The sequence below is a fragment of the Hymenobacter aerophilus DSM 13606 genome (genome assembly GCF_000382225.1).
Classification (GTDB): Bacteria; Bacteroidota; Bacteroidia; order Cytophagales; family Hymenobacteraceae; genus Hymenobacter; species Hymenobacter aerophilus.
In genome coordinates this window covers 1-19,416 of the sequence record NZ_KB907822.1, presented here as the reverse complement: position 1 = coordinate 19,416, position 19,416 = coordinate 1, and the positions used below count along the sequence as shown (strand labels likewise).

The window sequence follows — 19,416 nt, the reverse complement described above, 5'->3', positions numbered from 1 at the left end:
TTATGGTTGAATAAGAACCTGAATAGCGGCGTCGGCACCGCTTGATTTCCGCCAGCCCCGGCCGGCTGAGTGAGAGTAAGTATGCCCAGATGAGTGCGCACCAGCCAGCATTTGGCCATAAGATGTTCGGGTCGTGGCTTTGCGGGCACCCTCCACGTGCGTTTGGTAGTTGCACAGAAATTGGTCATCAGTGTATATCCACTCCATAGCTACGTAAAAGCCTTTGGCCGGAACCGGGATATTAAACTGTCGCACATCTATGGTGTGCCAGCCCGGTTTTGATGCGGCGCTTACAACGGACGTTAGCAACAAATCGGGTCCTGGCAGGGAATTGAGGCTATCGAGGCCATAGATGCGCAGGCGGAAAGGAGCCTGATAACCCTCTTTACAATTACCTAACCCTCTCTTCTTTATAAAAAACTTTACTGCCTCCAGGTAGCCGGCGGGAGGAGAATCTATCCGGTACGCTATCTGCCAGCCCGTATTTTTCTCCTTGCTAAGCGCCGACTGACTATAGCTAAACGCCTCATTTACCTGCTGTGCCCCTGCCACTGTTGGCGCAGCCCGCGTTCCACGCACTACCACCTCGTTCAGCGACACGGGCAGCGCGGCCAGCCGCAACGCAACGGTAGCTGCGGCCGGCACTGGCACCCGTCGCCGCGCGTAGCCCAGCGCCGACACGGTCAGCGAGTCGGTGGGCGTGAGGCCGGCGGGCAGCGGCAGCGAGAAGCGGCCCTCATCGTCGGCCTGCACGCCGAGCTTTTGGGCCGGTAGCTCCAGCACGGCAAAGGGCACGGCGGCGCCTTGCGGGTCCTGCACGGTGCCGGTGAGGGTGCGTTGGGCGTAGAGCGGCTGGGCCGCGGCTACGAGCAAGGTAGCGGCGAGGAGCGGTCGGAAGGGAAGCGACATGAAATCGGGAAACCAGTTGATGCGGAGCCGTGAAGCTAGCTGGTTTGCCAGGCATTCAACCAGTGCGCATCAATCTTTTTTGGGCAGCTTATAATGCAACAGTACCGTGCCGTCGGGCCAGGTTTGGGTGCGGAGCATTTGCAGCGTCTGGGGCTGCGCCTGGTGGCGCCAGAGCGGAATGCCCGAGCCCAGCACGCGCGGCACCACCAGCAACATCAGCTCGTCTACCAGGCCGGCCGTGAGCAGCGGCGAAGCCAAGGTGCTGCCGCCAATCAGCCAGATGGTGCGGCCGGGCTGTTGGCGCAACTCCCGCACAAATTCCACCGGCTCGTCGCTGACGAACTGCACCGAAGCATGCGCTTCTGCCACCGGGGGGCGGCGGCTGAACACGTAGTTGGTGAGCTTGCCATATGGCCAGGCACCCGAATCAAGAATCTGCTCGTACGTGCCGCGGCCGAGCAGCGTGGCATCGGCGCTGGCCAGAAAATCGGCGTAGCCATAGTCCTGGTCGGCGGTGGGCAGCCACTCCACCGAGCCATCGGGTGAGGCAATGTAGCCGTCGAGGCTGGTGGCAATGTAGAGTACAACTTTGCGCATGCGGGGGTGGGATTTGGTTGTGGGAGGAGAGCGAAAATCAGGTAGCGTACGGCGTAATGGCCACTTAAGCCGGGCCGGTTACTGACACGGACACCGCCACGGCGGCAGCGCATCCTGCTGGTGGGGCAACAGGGCAACCGGCCCGGCGAAATGTACCGATGGGCTAATTTCCATTTTTCAGCCGAGATTTGGTAGCTTTTCTGTAGTCGCGCGAACTACGGGAGCAGCCGCGGGCCTTACCTTTGCAGCTGCATCTGCCCGGTGCCCGGCCGGCACCCGGCTGCCTTACCGCTCATTTTTCCGCTCCCTTTCGCATGGCCGAAGAACTCCTGCTCGACACTACCCTCAGCAAAGCCGATCAATACCGCCAGCTGCTGCCCCAGCTCGAAGCCCTGACCACCGGCGAACCCGATCTGGTGGCCAACCTGGCCAACACCGCCGCCGCCCTGCACCAGGCCTTTGGCTTTTTCTGGGTAGGCTTCTACTTGGTGAAAGGCGATGAGCTGGTGCTCGGCCCCTTCCAGGGTCCCATTGCCTGCACCCGCATCCGGCGCGGCAAAGGGGTGTGCGGCAGCAGCTGGGCCCAGGCTACTACCCTGCTCGTGCCCGATGTGGAGCAGTTTCCCGGCCACATCGCCTGCAGCTCGGCTTCAAAATCCGAAATCGTGGTACCCGTGCTGAAAAACGGCGCCGTAGTGGCCGTGCTCGACGTGGACAGTGACCAGCTCAACGACTTCGATGCGACCGACCAGCAGGCGCTGGAGCAGCTCGCGCAACTGGCCGCCGGCTGGTTTTAAGCTGAGCCGGAGTGCGGCTTTTTGCGAGGCCAACCGCTGATTTGCCTGACTGCGCCGAAAGAGCCGGCCAATGTAGCCTGGGGCCTACCGAGTCAGGTTGGCCCGGCAAGTATTTGCTACTTTTGATAACTACCCTGTTCGGTGATTATCCTTTCTGGCCTTGGCGAAGCGTCTGGTTTTCCTTTTCTTTTTGCTGCTGAATTGCCTGCCGGGCCGGGCCGCCCTGAGCCCGACCGACAGCCTGCTGACCGAGTTAAAAAAGGCCCTGCGGCAACAACAGCAATACGACGCGCAGCGCTGGAGCCGCATTTCGGTGCTGACTGCCGCCTATGCTTCAACCAAGAGCGACGCTAACGCCCGCTTCGATTTAGGCCTGCGCATTTACGACGAGTACAAGACCTTCAAGTACGACTCGGCCTTTGCCTACAGCCGGCGGCTGGCGGCGCTGGCCCGGCAGCTGCACGACCCGGCCCGGCTGGAAGCGGCCAAGCTGCGGCTGGCCTTCGTGCTGCTTTCGTCGGGTTTGTTCAAGGAGACCTTCGAAACCATCGACACTATCAACCCGGCCCTGCTCAGCCGGGCCGATAAGCTGGCTTTCTACTTCCTGAAAACCCGCGCCTACGGCGACTTGGGCGACTTCGATCAGGATGAGGTGTACCGCCCGGCTTACTACGCCCGCTCGCTGGCCTACCTCGATACGGCCCTGCAGTTCAGCCGCCCCGGCTCCTACGAGCAACTGTCGATGCGGCAGCTGCGAAGTCTCAAAACCAACAACTTGGACCAGGGCGTGGCTTTGTACGAGCAGATTCGTCGCCTGCCCGGCCTCTCGCTGCACGAGTTGGCCGTAAGTGCCAGCACCACGGCCTTTATTCACTCGCTGCGCGGCGAGGAAGAGCAAGCCTTCGAACTGCTGCTGGTGTCGGCGCTGGCCGACGTGAAATCGGCCACCAAGGAAACGCTGGCCATGTTTCAGCTTTCCGACTACTGCTACCGGCGCGGCGACCTGGAAAACGCCTACCTCTTCATTCGTGAGGCCCGCGAAAACGCCGCCTTCTACAAAGCCCGGCAGCGGCAGCTGGAAATCGGCCAGGTATCGTCGTTGATTGAGGGGCGCAAAATCGACATCATCGAGAGCCAGCGCAAAACCCTGCGCTGGTATGCCATCCTGATGACGGTGCTGGCCGCCTCAGTTATCGGCTTCGCGGTGCTCACGTTCAAGCAGTTGCGCAAGCTTCAGAAGGCGGGCCGGCTGATTTCGGCCACCAACAATGAGCTGCGCCTTCGCAACCACGAGTTGCGCCAGCTCAACGAGGGGCTCAACGAGGCCAACAAAATCAAGGAGGAATACCTGGCCTACTACTTCCACCACAACTCGCAGTACATCGACAAGCTGGAAGGGCTCAAGAAAACCCTCGACAACCAGCTGGCCAACAAGCAGTACGCGGCAGTGCAGAAGCTGACCAATGGCCTCAACATCAAGCAGGAGCGCAACGAGCTGCTGCGCGGCTTCGACGCGGTTTTTCTGCGGCTGTTCCCGCACTTCATCGAGCAGTTCAACGGCTTCTTCGGCCCCGACGACCAGGTGCAGCTGCCCGACGACCACCTGCTGAATACGGAGCTGCGCATTTTTGCCCTCATCCGCCTCGGCATCACCGACAGCGAGCAAATCAGCCGGATGCTGGGTTACTCCATCAACACCATCTACACCTACAAAACGCGGGTGAAGAACCGGGCGTTGGTGCCCAACGAGGAGTTTGAAGCCCGCGTGCAGGGCCTGCCCGCCCTGTAGCCGCCCGCCGCACCGGGGCGGCCGGGTGAGTTGCGCAGGGCGTGATTTGGCGGGGTAAGTCAGCACTCACTATTCGGGTAAAGTGCGCCCGGGTGGCCGGAAGTCAGGCGGAAAACCGGCTATATTCTTTCTATATTCTGGCTTACGTTTTTGAAATCATCTTGTTGATAATAAATGAGATATATCTTGAGTTGCTTGATATTTTCTTGATTGGCTTTTGATAAGTTTTAGTTGTGTGGAAGGGGGAGTTGCTTTGGATAGTTCCGGCTGGCAGCCCAAGCGGTGCCCGGCCGGAGCGGTAACCATTCCCACCCTGCTTTCTGCGCTACTTTATGACGCCAATCTTACCGCGCTTCTCTGCCCGCCGACCGCTAACCCCAGGCCTGCTGCTGCCCGCCGCGGCGCTGCTGCTGGCAGTTCCGGCGGCCGCTGCCCCTTCCTTCACGGCTCCGCTGCCCGTCTACCAAACCGCAGCAGCCGACGGCAGCATCAGCGGCCGGGTGACGGATGCTGGCGGCCAGCCCGTGCCGGGCGTAACGGCGCTGGTGGAAGGCACCACGCTGGGCAGCTCGACTGATGCCGATGGCCAGTTTATTATCCGCAACGTGCCGGCCGGTTCGCATGTGCTGGTGCTCTCGTTCGTCGGCTACAACACGGTGCGGCTGCCCTTCACCAGCACTGCCGGCCAGAACCTGGTGCTCAATGGCACACTGAGCGAAAACGCCACCCTGCTCAACGAAGCTGTGGTAGTCGGCTACGGCACCCAGCGCCGCCAGGACGTAACCGGCGCCGTAGCCACCGTATCGGCCAAGGACTTTGTGCAGGGCCAGGTAACGGCCCCCGAGCAGCTCATTCAGGGCAAGCTGGCCGGCGTGCAGATTACGAGCGGCGGCGGGGCGCCCGGCGAGGTGAGCACCATCCGCATCCGGGGCGGCTCGTCGCTGAACGCCAGCAACGACCCGCTGATTGTGATTGACGGAGTGCCCGTGAGCAACCAGGGCGTGGCTGGCGCCGGCAACGTGCTGGCCCTCATCAACCCCCAGGATATCGAGACGTTTACCGTGCTCAAAGATGCCTCGGCCACGGCCATTTACGGCTCGCGGGCATCCAATGGCGTTATTCTCGTGACGACCAAAAAAGGCGTCGACGGCGAGAAGATGCGGGTGCTGGTCAGTTCCCAGGTATCGCGGGCAACCAACTACGGCAAAGTGGACGTGCTGAGCGGCGACGCCTACCGCAACCTGGTGAACCGGGCCGTGGCCGACGGCACCATTCCGGCTGGCAGCGCCGCCTACTTGGGCAACGCCAACACCGACTGGCAGGACCAGATCTACCATTCTGCTTGGACCACCGACAATAACGTGAGCCTGACCGGCAGCGCCTACCACGTGCCCTACCGGGTATCGGTGGGCTATTTGAGCCAGGACGGCACGCTGAAAACCAACAACCTGAAGCGCAACACGGCCTCCATCGGCCTCTCGCCCCGTCTGCTTGATGACCATTTGCGGGTCGATATCAACGTGAAAGGCACCTGGGCCGACTTCCGCTTCGCCGACCAGGGCGCCATTGGTGGGGCCGTGCGCTTCAACCCAACCCAGCCTGTGGTCAGCGGCAACGACAAGTTCGGGGGGTACTTCGAGTGGCTCGACCCAGCCAACGGCATCAACCCCAACCCGCTGACCGACCGCAACCCACTAGCTCTGCTCACCGACAAGCGCGACCGAAGCACCGTTAAGCGGAGCATCGGTAACATTCAGCTCGACTACAAGCTGCACTTCCTGCCCGACTTGCACGCCAATATCAACCTGGGCTACGATATCACCCGGAGCAACGGCTCGGTGTTTATTCCAGCCAGCTCGTCGCTGGCGTTTAACACCGGCGGGCAGAACACTTCTTACGCTCAGTCCAAGGACAACAAGCTGCTCGAAACCTACCTCAACTACTCCAAGCAGCTGGGCGTGCACCGCATCGAGGCGCTGGCGGGCTACTCGTACCAGGATTTCTACACCTACTCGCCCTTCCGCCGCGCCTACAAGGCTGACGGCACCCCACTGTACCCGCTGCAGCCCGACCAGAAGCCGTTCAAAACCCAGTACACGCTGCTCTCCTTCTACGGGCGGGCCAACTACAACTACCAGGACCGCTACCTGCTGACGGGTACGCTGCGGGCCGATGCTTCGTCGCACTTCCGGCCCGAAAAGCGCTGGGGCTACTTCCCGGCCGCGTCGGCCGCCTGGCGCATTAACAAGGAAAGCTTCCTGGCCACCAACGAAACGGTGAGCGACCTGAAGCTGCGCGTGGGCTATGGCATTACGGGCCAGCAGGAAGTTTCCGATGTGGCCGGCGACTACCCGTACTTCGCCAAATACGCCATCGGCGCGCCTTCGGTGGGTCAGATTTTTGGGCAGGACACCGTGCTGACCTACCGGCCGGCCGCCTACGACCGCAACCTGAAGTGGGAGGAAACGACCACCTACAATGCCGGCCTCGACTTCGGCTTTATCGGTCAGCGCCTCACCGGCTCGGTTGACGTGTACCTGCGCCGCACCAAGGACTTGCTGGCCGTGATTCCGGTGGCCGCCGGCAGCAACTACTCCAATATTCTGCTCACCAACATCGGCAACCTGGAGAACAAGGGCGTCGAGCTGGCCCTGAACTACGATCTGGTGCGGGGCGAGCGGTTGAACTGGTCGGTGAATTTCAACACCACCATCAACCGGAGCAAAATAACGAAGCTCACCCAGGTAAACGACCCCAGCTACCGGGGCACGCCGACGGGCGGCATTGGCAACTTCCAGTTCGTGCAGGTAAATGCCGTGGGCTACGCGCCCAACACGTTCTTTCTCTACGAGCAGCGCTACGGCGAAAACGGCCGCCCCCTGGAAGGCCCCACGGGCAGCCCCACAACGGGCCAGTACGTCGACCAGAACGGTGACGGCATCATCAACGAGCGGGATAAGGTGTATGGCAAGTCGCCGGCTCCCAAAGCCATTTTCGGCTTCAGCTCCAACCTGAACTACGGCCGGGCCAGCCTGGCTTTCACGGTGCGCTCGAACGTGGGCAACTACGTGTACAACGGCATTGCCGGGGGCCAGAGCAACTACTACGGCACCAACACCGGCCTGCAGTACGCGGCCAACGTGGTGCCGGCCATCTACGAAACCGGCTTCAAAACGGGCCAGCCCAACAGCAACATCTACCTCGAAAACGGCTCGTTCGTGCGCCTGCAAAACGTGACGCTGGGCTACGATTTCGGAGAGCTGGTGCGCAAGGGTACCACCCTGCGCCTGACGGCCTCGGGCCAGAATCTGCTGCTGCTCACCCGCTACAGCGGCCTCGACCCCGAGCAGGCCTTTGGCGTCGATACCAACTTCTACCCCCGCCCCCGCACCGTTACGCTGGGTCTCAACCTGGGCTTTTGATGCAGAGAGTACCGGCCGGGGCTTAGGTGGATAACCTGAGCTGCCAAGCCCCCAGCTGCAAACCACTGCCCAAAACCCACCCACCAAAAACTACCCACGAAATGACTTTCTCCTTCTATTCCCGCTCCCGGCGCGGCACCCTTACCCTGGCGCTGGCGGGCTCGCTGCTGGCCGGTGGCCTGGCAGGTTGCGTAAAAGACCTCGACCGCGAGCCGTTTTACGACCTCAACACGGAGTCGGTGTACCGCGACCCGGCCAACCACCTGCGGGTGCTGGCCAAGCTCTACGCTAACCTCAACTTGAGCGGACAAGCTACCACCGACAGTCCCGACGTGTTTGCCGGCCAGGGCAAGGACGAGGGCGAAACGTCGTATCTGCGGGCCTACTGGTATCTGCAGGAGCTGGTGTCGGACGAGGCCGTGGTGGCCTGGAACAGCGGCCCGCTGCAGGAGCTGAACACGACCACCTGGACGTCGAGCAACGACCTGATTAACAACAGCTATACCCGGATTTTCTACGAGGTAACGGCCTGCAACGAATTCATCCGCGAAACGGCCGATGGCAAGCTCAGCGACCGGGGCATTAGCGGGGCCGATGCCGAAAAAACCCGCCTGTACCGGGCCGAGGCGCGGTTTCTGCGGGCCCTGGCCTACTACCACGCCCTCGATTTGTACGGCAATGTGCCCTTCGTAACTGAGGCCAACGCCCCAAGCAAGGACCTGCCGCCCCAGATCAAGCGGGCCGACCTGTTTGCGTACATCGAGCAGGAGCTTAAGGATATTGAGTCCCTGCTGACCCCGGCCCGCCAGGGCCCGTACGGCCGCGCCGACCAGGGCGCTGCCCAGGCGCTGCTGGCCAAGCTTTACCTGAACGCGGAAGTGTACACCGGCACGGCCCGCTACACCGACTGCCTGAGCTACTGCACCAAAGTGCTGGGCGAGGGCTACAAGCTGGCCCCCGAGTACCAGCTGCTGTTCGGGGCCGACAACAACGTGGTGGCGGGCTCCGAAATCATCTTCCCCATCACCAGCGACGGGCTGGTGACGCAAAGCTACGGCGGCCCCACCTACCTGGTACACGCGGCCATTGGTGGCCGGATGCTGGGCAGTGCCTTCGGCGTGAGCAGCGGCTGGGCCGGCAACCGCACCCGCAAAAACCTGCCCCTGCTTTTCCCCGACCCGGCCAGTGGCTTCGATAGCCGGGCCATGTTCTTCACGCCCGGCCAGAGCCTGGAAATCGACGACCTGACCCAGTTCTCCCAGGGCTACGGCGTAACCAAGTGGACCAACAAGAAATCGGACGGCACCGATGGCAACGACCCCACCGGCACGTTCGTGGACACCGACTTCCCGCTGCTGCGCCTCGGCGACGTGTACCTGATGTACGCCGAAGCCGTGCTGCGCGGCGGCCAGGGCGGCACCGCGGAAAAAGCCCTGAGCTATGTGAATGAGCTGCGCGACCGGGCCTATGGCAACGTGGCGGCCGGCACCACCGACGGCCGCATCACGGCTACCGAGCTGGCCGCCCCCGACTTTATTCTGCGGGAGCGGGCCCGCGAGCTGTACTGGGAAGGCACCCGCCGCACCGACCTGGTGCGCTTCGGCAAGTTCACCTCGGGCAGCTACCTCTGGCCCTGGAAAGGTGGCGTGAAGGGCGGTAAAGCGGTGTCCGACAACCTTAACCTGTATCCCATCCCCTCCACCGACGTCGTGGCCAACCCCACGCTGGTACAGAACCCAGGGTACTAAATATTTAAGCTGTTAGCGGACAGCTGTTAGCCGTTAGCTCCCGATTGGCTGAAAAGTCAGTAGCTAAATAGCTGTCCGCCAGTAGTTTTTAATCAACGACTAGCTTCATTTTTCCCACCTTCTTTTTCTTACTTCCCATGAAAAAAACCACTACTCTCGCTTTGGCCGCTACGCTGGCCACCGCCTTTAGCGCCCAGGCGCAAATCACGCTCGATGGCGTGGTAAAGGCCGAAGAAATCGGTACTGGCGCTGGTAAGTACCAGTCGTTGGGGGCGTTTTCGCCCAAGCACGTGGGTGATGCCGGCTTCGGCTTCGCGGGGCTGCTGCGCATGTACGCCGCTAACAGTACCGATAAGCTCTACGTGAGTCTGGCCGGCACTATCGAGAAGGGCAACAACAACTTCCAGCTCTATATGGACCTGCCAGGTAAGAGCGGGGTTCCGGTAGGCACGGGGCTGCCCTCCATTGCCGGGCCATCAACGGTATTCGGCACCTTCACGGCCGGCGACGGGGCCATCCACAGCATTGGCGGTACCAAGCTGGACCTGGAGGCCGACGTGGCTATTGCCACCACCGGCAACGGCGACGTGCAGGCGGCCATTTACACCGCGACTACGGGCGTGGCGAAAACCATTGGGGGCGGGGCTGCCATTACCACCGATGGGAAAGTGAATTCCATTCCGGGTTCGGCTACTACCGGCGTTTACGCGCCCTTCGCGGGCACTAAAGTGGCTTACCTAGCTCCCACGGGCAACATTGAAACCAACCCTGGCAACGACAACGGCGGTGGCGCCGGCTCTTATGCACTGGAATACGAGTTCAGCCGCACGGCCCTGGGTCTGCCCTCGGGCGCTTCCATCGTGAAGCTGTTTGCCGGCTACGTGAGCGGCGACGCTTTCTGGTCGTCGGACATCATTCCGGAAACGGCCGGCGACGGCACTAACACGGGCGGCAACAAAAACATTGGCTATAGCCCCGATTTCACCGACCAGGTGAAGTTCCCTGGCCTGCAGGCCGCCACCGTGAGCGTGGTAGTTACCAGCGTGCGCAAGGCCGATGAGGCCGTAGTAGCCCTGAGCGTGTTCCCCAACCCTTCGGCCGGCAAATCGACCATTGCCTACCGGGTGCAGGACGGCTCCCAGCCCGTATCGGTGCGCGTGCTCGACCTGGTGGGCCACGAGGTGCGGACGCTGCTGGATGCCCGCCAGCCGGTAGGTACCCACGAGCTGACCGTTGCCACCGGTGACCTGGCTGCGGGCACCTATCTGGTAAACGTGCGGGTGGGCGACAAAGTAGCCACCCGCCGCCTGGCCGTAACGCGCTAACGGCCCCGCACACCGTCGCCACCGCCCGGGCCTGTTGGTTTGGGCGGTGGCGACGCGGCCGGCTGGCCGGCACTGCTCTTGCTTCTTCGCTTTCTATGAAAATACCTGTTCTGCTTGCACTACTGATAACGCTGGCCTTACCCGGCGTAGTGGCCGCGCAAAAGGCCCCGGCCGCCCGGTCGCGGGCCGTTGCCCGCCCCACCCGGCCCCCCGCCTACCGCGACCCGGCCCAATATGGCCAGCCCTTTACGGCGGTGCCCGACGCCCCCGACGCGGTTATCTACCAGATAAACATGCGCGGGTTTAGCCCGGAGGGCACTTTTCGCGCGATTTTGCCCCGGCTGGATTCGATTCGGGCGCTGGGAGTGAACGTGGTGTACCTGATGCCGATTTTTCCGATTGGCCAGCTCCGGGCTGTGGACTCGCCCTTCGCCGTGCGCGACTACACCAGCGTCAACCCCGAGTTTGGCGATTTGAACGACCTCCGCCAACTCGTTGATGCCATCCATGCCCGCCGCATGGCCGTGCTGCTCGACTGGGTAGGCAACCATACCAGCTGGGACCACGCCTGGATTACGGAGCACCCCGACTGGTACGTGCGCGACGCTCAGGGCCAGATGCGCAACCCGATTCCGGAGTGGAAAGACATCGTGCAGCTAGACTTTCAGAATCCCCAACTGCGCACCGCCATGACTCAGGCCCTGCGTTACTGGGTGTTCCAGGCCAACATCGACGGGTTCCGGTTCGATTACGCCGACGGGCCTACTTACGAGTTTTTCACCGAGGCTATTGGCAGCCTGAAATCCATCAAAAGCCATAAGCTGCTAATGCTGGCCGAAGGCAGCAAGGAGAAGCACTTTTTTAAGGCCGGCTTCCAGCTCGATTACGATTTCCCCTTCATTCAGGTAATGCGCCACGACATTCTGGAGCACGGCCGGAGCGTGCAGGTGCTCGACTCGCTGAATGCCGTGGAGTACCGCGACGCCCCGCCCGAGGCCCGCATGGTGCGCTACACCTCCAACCACGATCTGAACGCCTGGGATGGTACGCCCCAGGAAATGTTCGGCGGCGAGCGGGGCGCCATGGCCGCCTTCGTGGTGGCCGCCTACATGAAAGCCGTGCCGATGGTGTACAACGGGCAGGAGGTAGGCTACGCGCAACGCGTGCCATTTATGGGGGCGCGCCGCCCCATCGTCTGGACGCCCAACCCCGCCCTCACTGCCGAATACAAGCGCCTGCTGGGCCTGCGCAACCGTAGCCGGGCCCTGCGCCGCGGCCAGCTCAGCAGCTTCAGCAGCGCCGATGTGTGCGCCTTCACCAAAACGCTGGGCGCCGAAAAAGTGCTGACGCTGGTAAACCTGCGCGACCGGCCCGTTGCCTACGCCCTGCCGGCCGGGCTGAGCCGCGCGGGCTGGGTAGAGGCCTTCGCTGGCACCGCCGCCGCCGACCTGCCGGCCACGCTCACCCTGCAGCCGTTTCAGTACCTGGTACTGCGCCACGAGTCGGGCCGCTAAGCGGTCTGACTCTTCTTTGCCCTTTATTTATTTGCATGAAGTTCTTTTTTATTGCCTTTCTGACCCTGTTTGCCGGCCACGTGGCGCTGGCCCAACCCACCGCCACTACCACCGCCCCGCTCACGGCCCGCCTGGGCCAGGTGGGCCTGACGGTGGCCCTGGCCCCCGGCGGCCGGCTTACCTACGCCGTGCAGTACGGCCCCAAAACCGTAGTGAACCCTTCGCGGCTGGGCCTGGAGCTGGCCGGCAGTCCGGGCTTTGAGGGGGCGCTGGAGCTGGTGGGCAGCGAGCTGACGAGCACCGACGAAACCTGGCAGCCGGTGTGGGGCGAGGTGAAGACCATCCGCAACCACTACCAGCAGCTGACGGTGCACCTGCGCCAGCCCCAGGCCCCCGGCCGCCTGCTCGACGTGGTGTTTCGGGTGTTTGCCGACGGCGTGGGCTTCCGCTACGAGTTTCCGCGCCAGCCCAACCTGGCCTACTTCGTGGTGCAGCGCGAGCTGACCGAGTTCAACCTGCCCGCCAACCACAAAGCCTTCTGGATTCCGGGCGACTACGACTCCAATGAATATGCCTACACCACCTCGCGCCTGAGCGAGGTGGATACCACGCCCATCGAGCCCATTCAGCAGAAAGCGGCTCCCACGCGGGTGCAAACGCCGCTCATGCTCAAGTCCGACGACGGGCTGTATATCAATATTCATGAGGCCGCGCTGGTGAACTACCCGGCCATGATGCTCAGCGTGGATACCAAAACGTTCGGCCTTACGGCCCAGCTGGTGCCCTCGGCCACCGGGGCGGCGGCCTATCTGCAGGCCCCCGAGCACACGCCCTGGCGCACGCTGGTCGTGAGCGATAAGGCGCCCGACGTGCTGGCCAGCAAGCTCATTCTCAATCTGAATGAGCCCAGCAAAATCAAAGATACCAGCTGGATAAAGCCCCAGAAATTTGTGGGCGTGTGGTGGGAGATGCACGTCAACCGCGCTACCTGGAACTACGCCGACACCTCCAACATCAAGCTGGCCGGCACCGACTGGAACGCGCTCAAACCCAACGGCCGCCACGGCGCCAATACCGCCAACGTGAAGCGCTATATTGATTTTGCCGCTAAACACAGCCTGGCCAGCGTGCTGGTGGAAGGCTGGAACGTGGGCTGGGAAGACTGGGCCAACAATTGGAAGGAGGAGGTCTTCGACTTCGTGACGCCTTACCCCGATTTCGATGTGGCCGGGCTGCAAAGCTACGCCGCCGGCAAGGGCGTGCAGCTGATGATGCACCACGAAACGTCGGCCTCGGTAACCAACTACGAGCGGCGTCAGGACGAGGCTTACCGCTTCATGAAGGCCCACAACTACGACGCCCTCAAAACCGGCTACGTGGGCCGCATCATCCCGCGCGGCGAGCACCACGACGGACAGTGGATGGTGAACCACTACGTGCGCACGGCCCAGCAAACGGCCGCCCACCACATTATGGTGGACATGCACGAGTCGGTGCGGCCCACCGGCCTGCACCGCACCTACCCCAACTGGATGGCCAACGAGGCCGCCCGGGGCAACGAGTTCAACGCCTGGAGCACCGGCAACCCGCCCGAGCACGAAACCATTCTGCCCTTTACCCGCCTGATGGGCGGCCCGATGGACTACACGCCCGGCATCTTTCAAATCAAGCTGGAACCCTGGAACCCGGCCGCCAACAAGGGCCGGCAGGTGCATACCACCCTGGCCAAGCAGCTGGCCCTGTACGTGACGATGTACTCGCCGCTGCAAATGGCCGCCGACCTGCCCGAAGCCTACGAGCAGCACCCCGACGCCTTTCAGTTTATCAAGGATGTGCCCGTGGACTGGGACGATACCCGCATTGTGGCCGCCGAGCCGGGCGACTACCTCACCATTGCCCGCCAGGCCAAAGGCCGCGACGAGTGGTACGTGGGCAGCATCAGCGACGAAAACGCCCGCCGCCAGGATGTGCGGCTGGATTTCCTGACGCCCGGCCGCCGCTACGAGGCCACCATTTACGCCGATGGCAAGGACGCCAGCTGGGACCAGAACCCGATGGCCTACCAGATTCGCAAACTCAAAGTGACCAGCAAATCGACCCTGAAACTCCAGCTGGCCGCCGGTGGCGGCGCGGCCGTGAGCATCAAGCCGCTGAAATAGCGCTGGCCCCTCCGGCACGGGCGGGGCAACTTCTTACCTTCTCAACTTTATCCGCATGACTTTTTTCCCGACCACTTATAAAAATCCGATCCTGCTGCTGACGGCCGCCGCGCTGCTGGGCGCCTGCCGGCCCGACGTGCCCCAGCCGCCGGCTCCGCTGCCGCCGGTAACCACCACGCCGCCGCCCGCCCAGTACGGCACGCCCTTCGCCGGGGTACCCGACCGCCAGGACGCGGCCATTTACCAGGTGAACATGCGGGCCTTCAGCCAGGCGGGCAACTTTGCCGGCGTGCTGGCTCGCATCGACTCGATTAAGGGCCTGGGCGTGAACGTACTGTATTTGATGCCGATTTACCCAGTAGGCAGCCTACGGGGCGTGAACTCGCCCTATGCCGTGCGCGACTACCGGGCCGTGGGCGCCGAATTTGGCTCGTTCGACGATTTGCGCAAGCTGGTTGATGCCGCCCACGCCCGCCAGATGGCCGTAATGCTCGACTGGGTAGCAAACCACACGGCCTTCGACCACGCCTGGGTTACGCAACATCCCGACTGGTACCTGCGCGACGCCAGCGGCACCATTCTCAGCCCGCCCAATACCAACTACACCGACGTAGCCCAGCTCAACTTCAGCAGCCAGCCCATGCGGCTGGAAATGATTGCGGCCATGAAATCGTGGGTGTACACGGCCAACGTCGATGGCTTCCGCTGCGACTACGCCGATGCGCCCCCGGTTGATTTCTGGCAGCAGGCCGTTGACACGCTGCGCAACATCAGGAGCCACAAGCTGCTGCTGCTGGCCGAGGGTACCCGCCCCGGCAACTTCACGGCCGGCTTCGACTATAATTTTGGCTTCCCCTTTTACGACGGCCTCAAAAACGTGTACCGCAACGGGGTAGCGGCCACTACTTTTACTACGCTCAACAACACCGAGTATGTGGGGGCCACCGGCACCCAACAGGTGGTGCGCTACACCACCAACCACGACGTGAACGGCTCCGACGGGACGCCCATTACCGTGTTCGGCGGCGACGCGGCGGCTATGTCGGCCTTCGTGGTAGCCTCCTGCTTCAAGGGCGTGCCGATGGTGTATAACGGCCAGGAAGCGGGCATGACCACGGCCATTCCCTTTCCCTTCACCGACGTGAAAGTACGCTGGGATGCCCGCCCCGAAATCACGAAGGAATATAAGCGCCTGCTGCGGGCCCGTGCCGCCAGCGCCGCTTTGCGCCACGGCACCCCTTCGGCCTACAGCACCGCCGACGTCTGCGCTTTCACCAAAACCGCCGGCTCCGAGCAGGCTTTCGTGGTGGCCAACGTGCGTAGTGTGCCCGTGCAATACACCGTGCCCACCGCGCTGGCCAACTCCGCCTGGACCGATGCCCTGAGCGGCGGAGCCTACCAGGTGGGCTCAACCATCAGCCTGCCGGCCCACGGTTATCTGGTATTGAAAAAGTAGCCTTTCACGAAAAACTGTCCTCTCCTACGATGAGCCGCCGCCGCGACACGTTGGTACTGAGCCTAGAGCAGCGCCACTTGCTGCACGAGTACCTGGCGTGCCCCGGCGGCGGTGCAGACAGCCGGGCCGAGGTGCTGCGCTGCTGGGACGCGGGCCTGACCGGGGCCGAAACGGCCCGCCAGCTGGAACTGCCCGAGTACCGGGTGTATGCGCTGCGGCGCGCCTTCCGGCGGCAGGGCCTGGTGGCCTACCTGGGCGGGGCCAGTCCGGGCGGGGCGCCCACCAAGCTCACGCCGGCAGTTATCGGAGAGCTGGCCCGCCTGACGGCCCGGCCGGGCGGGCGGCGCTGGTCGTTGCAGCGGTTGGCTGGCCATCTGGTCGGCCGGGGCATAGCCCGCTCCATCAGCACCGTTACGGTGGCCAAGGCCCTGCGCCAGCTGAAATCCGAGGCATCCTGAATGGCCCTACGGTTCTGGTAAGCACAAAAAGAAACGACCCGGCTGCCGTGAGGCAACCGGGTCGTTTGGCTAGGTAGCGGGGACTGGATTGCAACCCGCAATCTAAGGCAGTATGCAGACCGACAATAAAGCGGCTCTATTTAGCCAATGAGGCTGTTTTCTTGGTTGAGGCAATCGGGTTAGGTAGGACAAAGTCTGATTCAATCGGAATATTTGTCCTAGATACCGTCCTACATGGGACAAGTTTTCATACCTTGGGAGTGGCAATAAAGCTGCTCCAATATGGCTAAAATATCGTTCCTGCTCTCTGCCCCTAGCGCAGACAAGCCCACGCCCATCTTCTGCTTCCTCAGCTTCAACGGGCGACGGGTGAAGGTGTACGCCAACCGCTCAATTCACCCCAAGCAGTGGGACGCGAAGGAGCGCCGCGCCCTGACGAGGGGCTTTTCCCGCAACGGTGCCGTAAATGATTGGCTGGAACTGCTGACAGAGCGGCTTACTACCTGCTATGATACCCACGCCGCCGCTGGCACCGCGCCCACGGTGACAGAGCTGCGGGCACTTGCCGAAACAGAAGAAGCCGAGGAGCCCGTGCCGGCAGCGAAGGCACCGCAAATGTTCTGGCAGCATTACGACGAGTGGGTGAATTACACCCGCGCCGCTGGCACCGTTCGCACGGCCCAAGCCCACGCCACCGCTGGCCGCCACCTTCGGGAGTTTGCCGAGGCCAACGGTTACGCTATCGACTACGACACCCTCACTCCAACAATGGGTGACCGTTGGGCCGCTTACCTATTGAACGAGGCCCACCTGACGGATAACACCATCAACAAACACTTGGGGCGGCTCAAGGCTTTTATGAAGTGGGCCGGGAAACGGGGGTATACCGAAAGCACCGCGCTTGACCGGGTTAGCTGGGCGCGTAGGGAGCCGGACGTAATAGCCCTGAGCACGGCCGAGCTGGCCGCTTTGGAAGCCTTGCCGCTGGCCGTTGGCTCCCGGCTGGAAAAGGGCCGCGCCTGGTTCCTGCTGGCCTGCTATACTGGCCTGCGCTACTCCGACCTAGTGAGCATCCGGCCCCAGCACCTACGGCCCGCCACCGAGAAGCTACCGGCCCACCTACGCCTGACCGCCAAGAAGACCCGCGCCGTGGTGAATGTGCCCCTGAGTGCCGCCGCTCTGACAATCGTAAACCGGCTGCTGGCGAATGAGCTGGACACACTGAAAAATCAGCCCATCACCAATCCGGTACTAAACCGCTTTCTGAAAGAACTGGGCCAACTAGCTGGGATTGATTCGCCGGTTGAAGTTATCCGGTACCGGGGCGGGGTTGCCGACGTAACGACTTGCCCCAAGTATGAGAAGCTGACCGTTCACACCGCCCGCCGCACGTTCGTAACCCTGAATCTTGGCAAGGGCATGAGTGCCGAGTTTGTAATGAAGCTGACCGGCCACACGTCGTATAAATCATTTCAGCGGTACGTGAACCTCACGCCCCAGCGAGTGGCCGAGGAGTTTGCCCGTTTCCATGAAATGCCCGTCGCATCCGACGCGAAAGCCATATAGTTATGATGTATGATATTTCAGGAATTCGCCGGGAGGATAAGGTTTTGGAAGTATTTCCTCACTTATCCTATCACCAACCCTTTGCCGATTACGGTAGCGGGGCAGATGATGTATGGCTAAGGTTCATCATCTACTACTGCGACGAGGAAAGCCCATTTGCTCACTTGTTCACCGAGGATAGGCTTTTCGCTTGCGTAGATGCCGCTGGTATTCCAGAGGACGACCCACGGTTAGGAGAAGTGCTGAGGTGGGAAAGTGAAAGCATTCGGGAAATGGTCGACCGGTTGTTTGTTACTGACCCGACTAAGCAACTCACCCCCAATGAAGGGCTGTTATCTATGGCCGTTGAATACAGGAGATTACAGTTTCCTGCCACATTCGACGTACTCACTGCTACCAAGAAGCTGCATTTGGAAGTAATAGAAAGCGCTTCGACACCCATTACGAAAGAGAATAGCGCCGAACAGATACATATTTCGGAAGCTCTACACGAAAAGCTGAGGATAGCCGATAACCTTCTGAAAGAGGCTCCTGCAATAGATGCAATGGCTGCTAAAATGCGGAGGGATGAACGGGCGCGAGAAGCGAGGAAAAAAAGCAGAGAGGAAAGGATATCTAAAGGCACTAGGCCCGAGAGGCCTGCCGTGGATACCTCAAACTCAGGGCCTGATTATGGCGACTTATACAATTCGCTAACAGGAGGATTTACCCCCGACCTGCTAAACGCATTGTTAGGTAATAAGCACTTGGGCCTATATGACTTTAAAGAAGAGCAACCGAAGCCTGCTGCAAAACCGGGGGCTTGGGCTAGTTTGTTTTGGGCGTTAAAACTTCGGGGCTTTTTAGCTGACTTGACTGCTGCTGAGGGGGAAAGGGTAATTAGGAGCACGTTTAAAGCACGTGTAAGTAAGTCAAGAATAACTGATATAGGCCGCGAAGATGTTGACCTCGTAACTCGTCGCCCAGTTAGAGGGACAAAGGTTGAGAAGATATACAATGAGCTGGAAGGATTTGCAGCACAAGCATTGAAAACGCCCACATCCGATAAGTAAACAGGCCGGGACGGGTCTTTTCGGGTCGGCCCGTTTTGGCCCATTGGATGGGCTCAAATTGCATCGTCATTACTGCACAGCCTTTCCGGACGCACTGGATTGGTATTCCCCAGAATGACGGTTCAAATGCAAACTTTGATTAGCGCAACCCCAGAAGAGTTGCTAGAGATGTTCCGCCCGATGCTGCGGTTTGAGCTAGGCCAGCTTCTGGCAGAATCTGCGGCCCCAGCCCCCGAAGCCGAGGAACTGCTAACAGTACGCGAGGCGGCGAGGTTGCTTGATGTATGTCAGGCCACAATTCACGACTACAAGCGTAGGGGAATGCTGCCGTACCATGAGGTGGTCTAGCTAAGCTGGACAGAGTTGGGACGTTGTTTGGAGTTGTGTTTCGAAGTGGTTTGGCGACTGGTAATTGAGGGCGGAATGCCGGCGTTCCGCGTTGTAATAGGCAATGTGGTGGCTGATTTCGAGCCGGGCTTCGGCTAGGCCAGGGAAGGAGCCGCCGTCGAGCAGTTCGGCTTTGAAGCGGCTCCAAAATGATTCGGCGTGGGCGTTGTCGTAGCAGTTGCCGCGCCGGCTCATGCTTTGCAGGGCGCCCTGTTGGGCCACCAGGTCTTTGAAGCG

Annotated in this window: 14 protein-coding genes; 11 read left to right on the top strand and 3 right to left on the bottom strand. The window is 61.5% G+C overall.

Annotated features, from left to right (window positions below; genetic code table 11):
• Both H145_RS0114970 and H145_RS0114965 read right to left on the bottom strand, forming a co-directional pair.
• Complete coding sequence (locus tag H145_RS0114970; RefSeq protein WP_019948975.1) at positions 1-909, bottom strand: carboxypeptidase-like regulatory domain-containing protein; 909 nt, start codon at positions 907-909, stop codon at positions 1-3.
• 69 nt (positions 910-978) lie between these two features.
• Positions 979-1,506, bottom strand: coding sequence for a dihydrofolate reductase family protein (locus H145_RS0114965; RefSeq protein ID WP_019948974.1), 528 nt, complete (start codon positions 1,504-1,506; stop codon positions 979-981).
• Between the two features lie 314 nt (positions 1,507-1,820).
• Between H145_RS0114965 and H145_RS0114960 the strand changes: the two genes are divergently transcribed.
• The 11 genes from H145_RS0114960 (at position 1,821) to H145_RS0114905 (ending at position 18,792) form a co-directional block, all read left to right on the top strand.
• Entirely contained in the window at positions 1,821-2,303 is a 483-nt protein-coding gene (locus H145_RS0114960; protein WP_019948973.1) for a GAF domain-containing protein, read from the top strand.
• 190 nt (positions 2,304-2,493) lie between these two features.
• On the top strand, positions 2,494-4,092 hold the full coding sequence (locus H145_RS0114955; RefSeq protein ID WP_019948972.1) for a DUF6377 domain-containing protein: 1,599 nt from the start codon (positions 2,494-2,496) through the stop codon (positions 4,090-4,092).
• A gap of 332 nt (positions 4,093-4,424) precedes the next feature.
• Positions 4,425-7,514 carry a SusC/RagA family TonB-linked outer membrane protein gene (locus tag H145_RS0114945; RefSeq protein ID WP_019948970.1) on the top strand — a complete coding sequence of 1,030 codons (3,090 nt, stop codon included), beginning with the start codon at positions 4,425-4,427 and terminating at the stop codon, positions 7,512-7,514.
• A 101-nt stretch (positions 7,515-7,615) separates the two neighbouring features.
• Positions 7,616-9,262 (top strand): RagB/SusD family nutrient uptake outer membrane protein, encoded by a 1,647-nt coding sequence (locus H145_RS0114940; protein ID WP_019948969.1) that lies wholly within the window; start codon positions 7,616-7,618, stop codon positions 9,260-9,262.
• A gap of 137 nt (positions 9,263-9,399) precedes the next feature.
• Positions 9,400-10,587: a T9SS type A sorting domain-containing protein gene (locus H145_RS0114935; protein WP_019948968.1), complete on the top strand. Its 1,188-nt coding sequence runs from the start codon at positions 9,400-9,402 to the stop codon at positions 10,585-10,587.
• 95 nt (positions 10,588-10,682) lie between these two features.
• Positions 10,683-12,101, top strand: a complete 1,419-nt coding sequence (locus tag H145_RS0114930; protein WP_019948967.1) for an alpha-amylase family glycosyl hydrolase — start codon at positions 10,683-10,685, stop codon at positions 12,099-12,101.
• A gap of 35 nt (positions 12,102-12,136) precedes the next feature.
• Entirely contained in the window at positions 12,137-14,260 is a 2,124-nt protein-coding gene (locus H145_RS0114925) for a glycoside hydrolase family 97 protein (RefSeq protein ID WP_019948966.1), read from the top strand.
• Between the two features lie 55 nt (positions 14,261-14,315).
• Positions 14,316-15,716 carry an alpha-amylase family glycosyl hydrolase gene (locus H145_RS0114920; RefSeq protein WP_019948965.1) on the top strand — a complete coding sequence of 467 codons (1,401 nt, stop codon included), beginning with the start codon at positions 14,316-14,318 and terminating at the stop codon, positions 15,714-15,716.
• A 29-nt stretch (positions 15,717-15,745) separates the two neighbouring features.
• Positions 15,746-16,174: a helix-turn-helix domain-containing protein gene (locus tag H145_RS0114915; protein WP_019948964.1), complete on the top strand. Its 429-nt coding sequence runs from the start codon at positions 15,746-15,748 to the stop codon at positions 16,172-16,174.
• Positions 16,175-16,456: 282 nt separating this feature from the next.
• Positions 16,457-17,740, top strand: coding sequence for a site-specific integrase (locus H145_RS0114910; protein WP_071595205.1), 1,284 nt, complete (start codon positions 16,457-16,459; stop codon positions 17,738-17,740).
• Positions 17,741-17,742: 2 nt separating this feature from the next.
• Complete coding sequence (locus H145_RS0114905) at positions 17,743-18,792, top strand: hypothetical protein (protein ID WP_019948962.1); 1,050 nt, start codon at positions 17,743-17,745, stop codon at positions 18,790-18,792.
• Positions 18,793-19,140: 348 nt separating this feature from the next.
• On the opposite strand, the gene H145_RS0114895 is transcribed toward H145_RS0114905, so the two are convergent.
• A partial coding sequence (locus H145_RS0114895) for an integrase core domain-containing protein (protein ID WP_019946365.1) occupies positions 19,141-19,416 on the bottom strand: 276 nt, incomplete at its 5' end.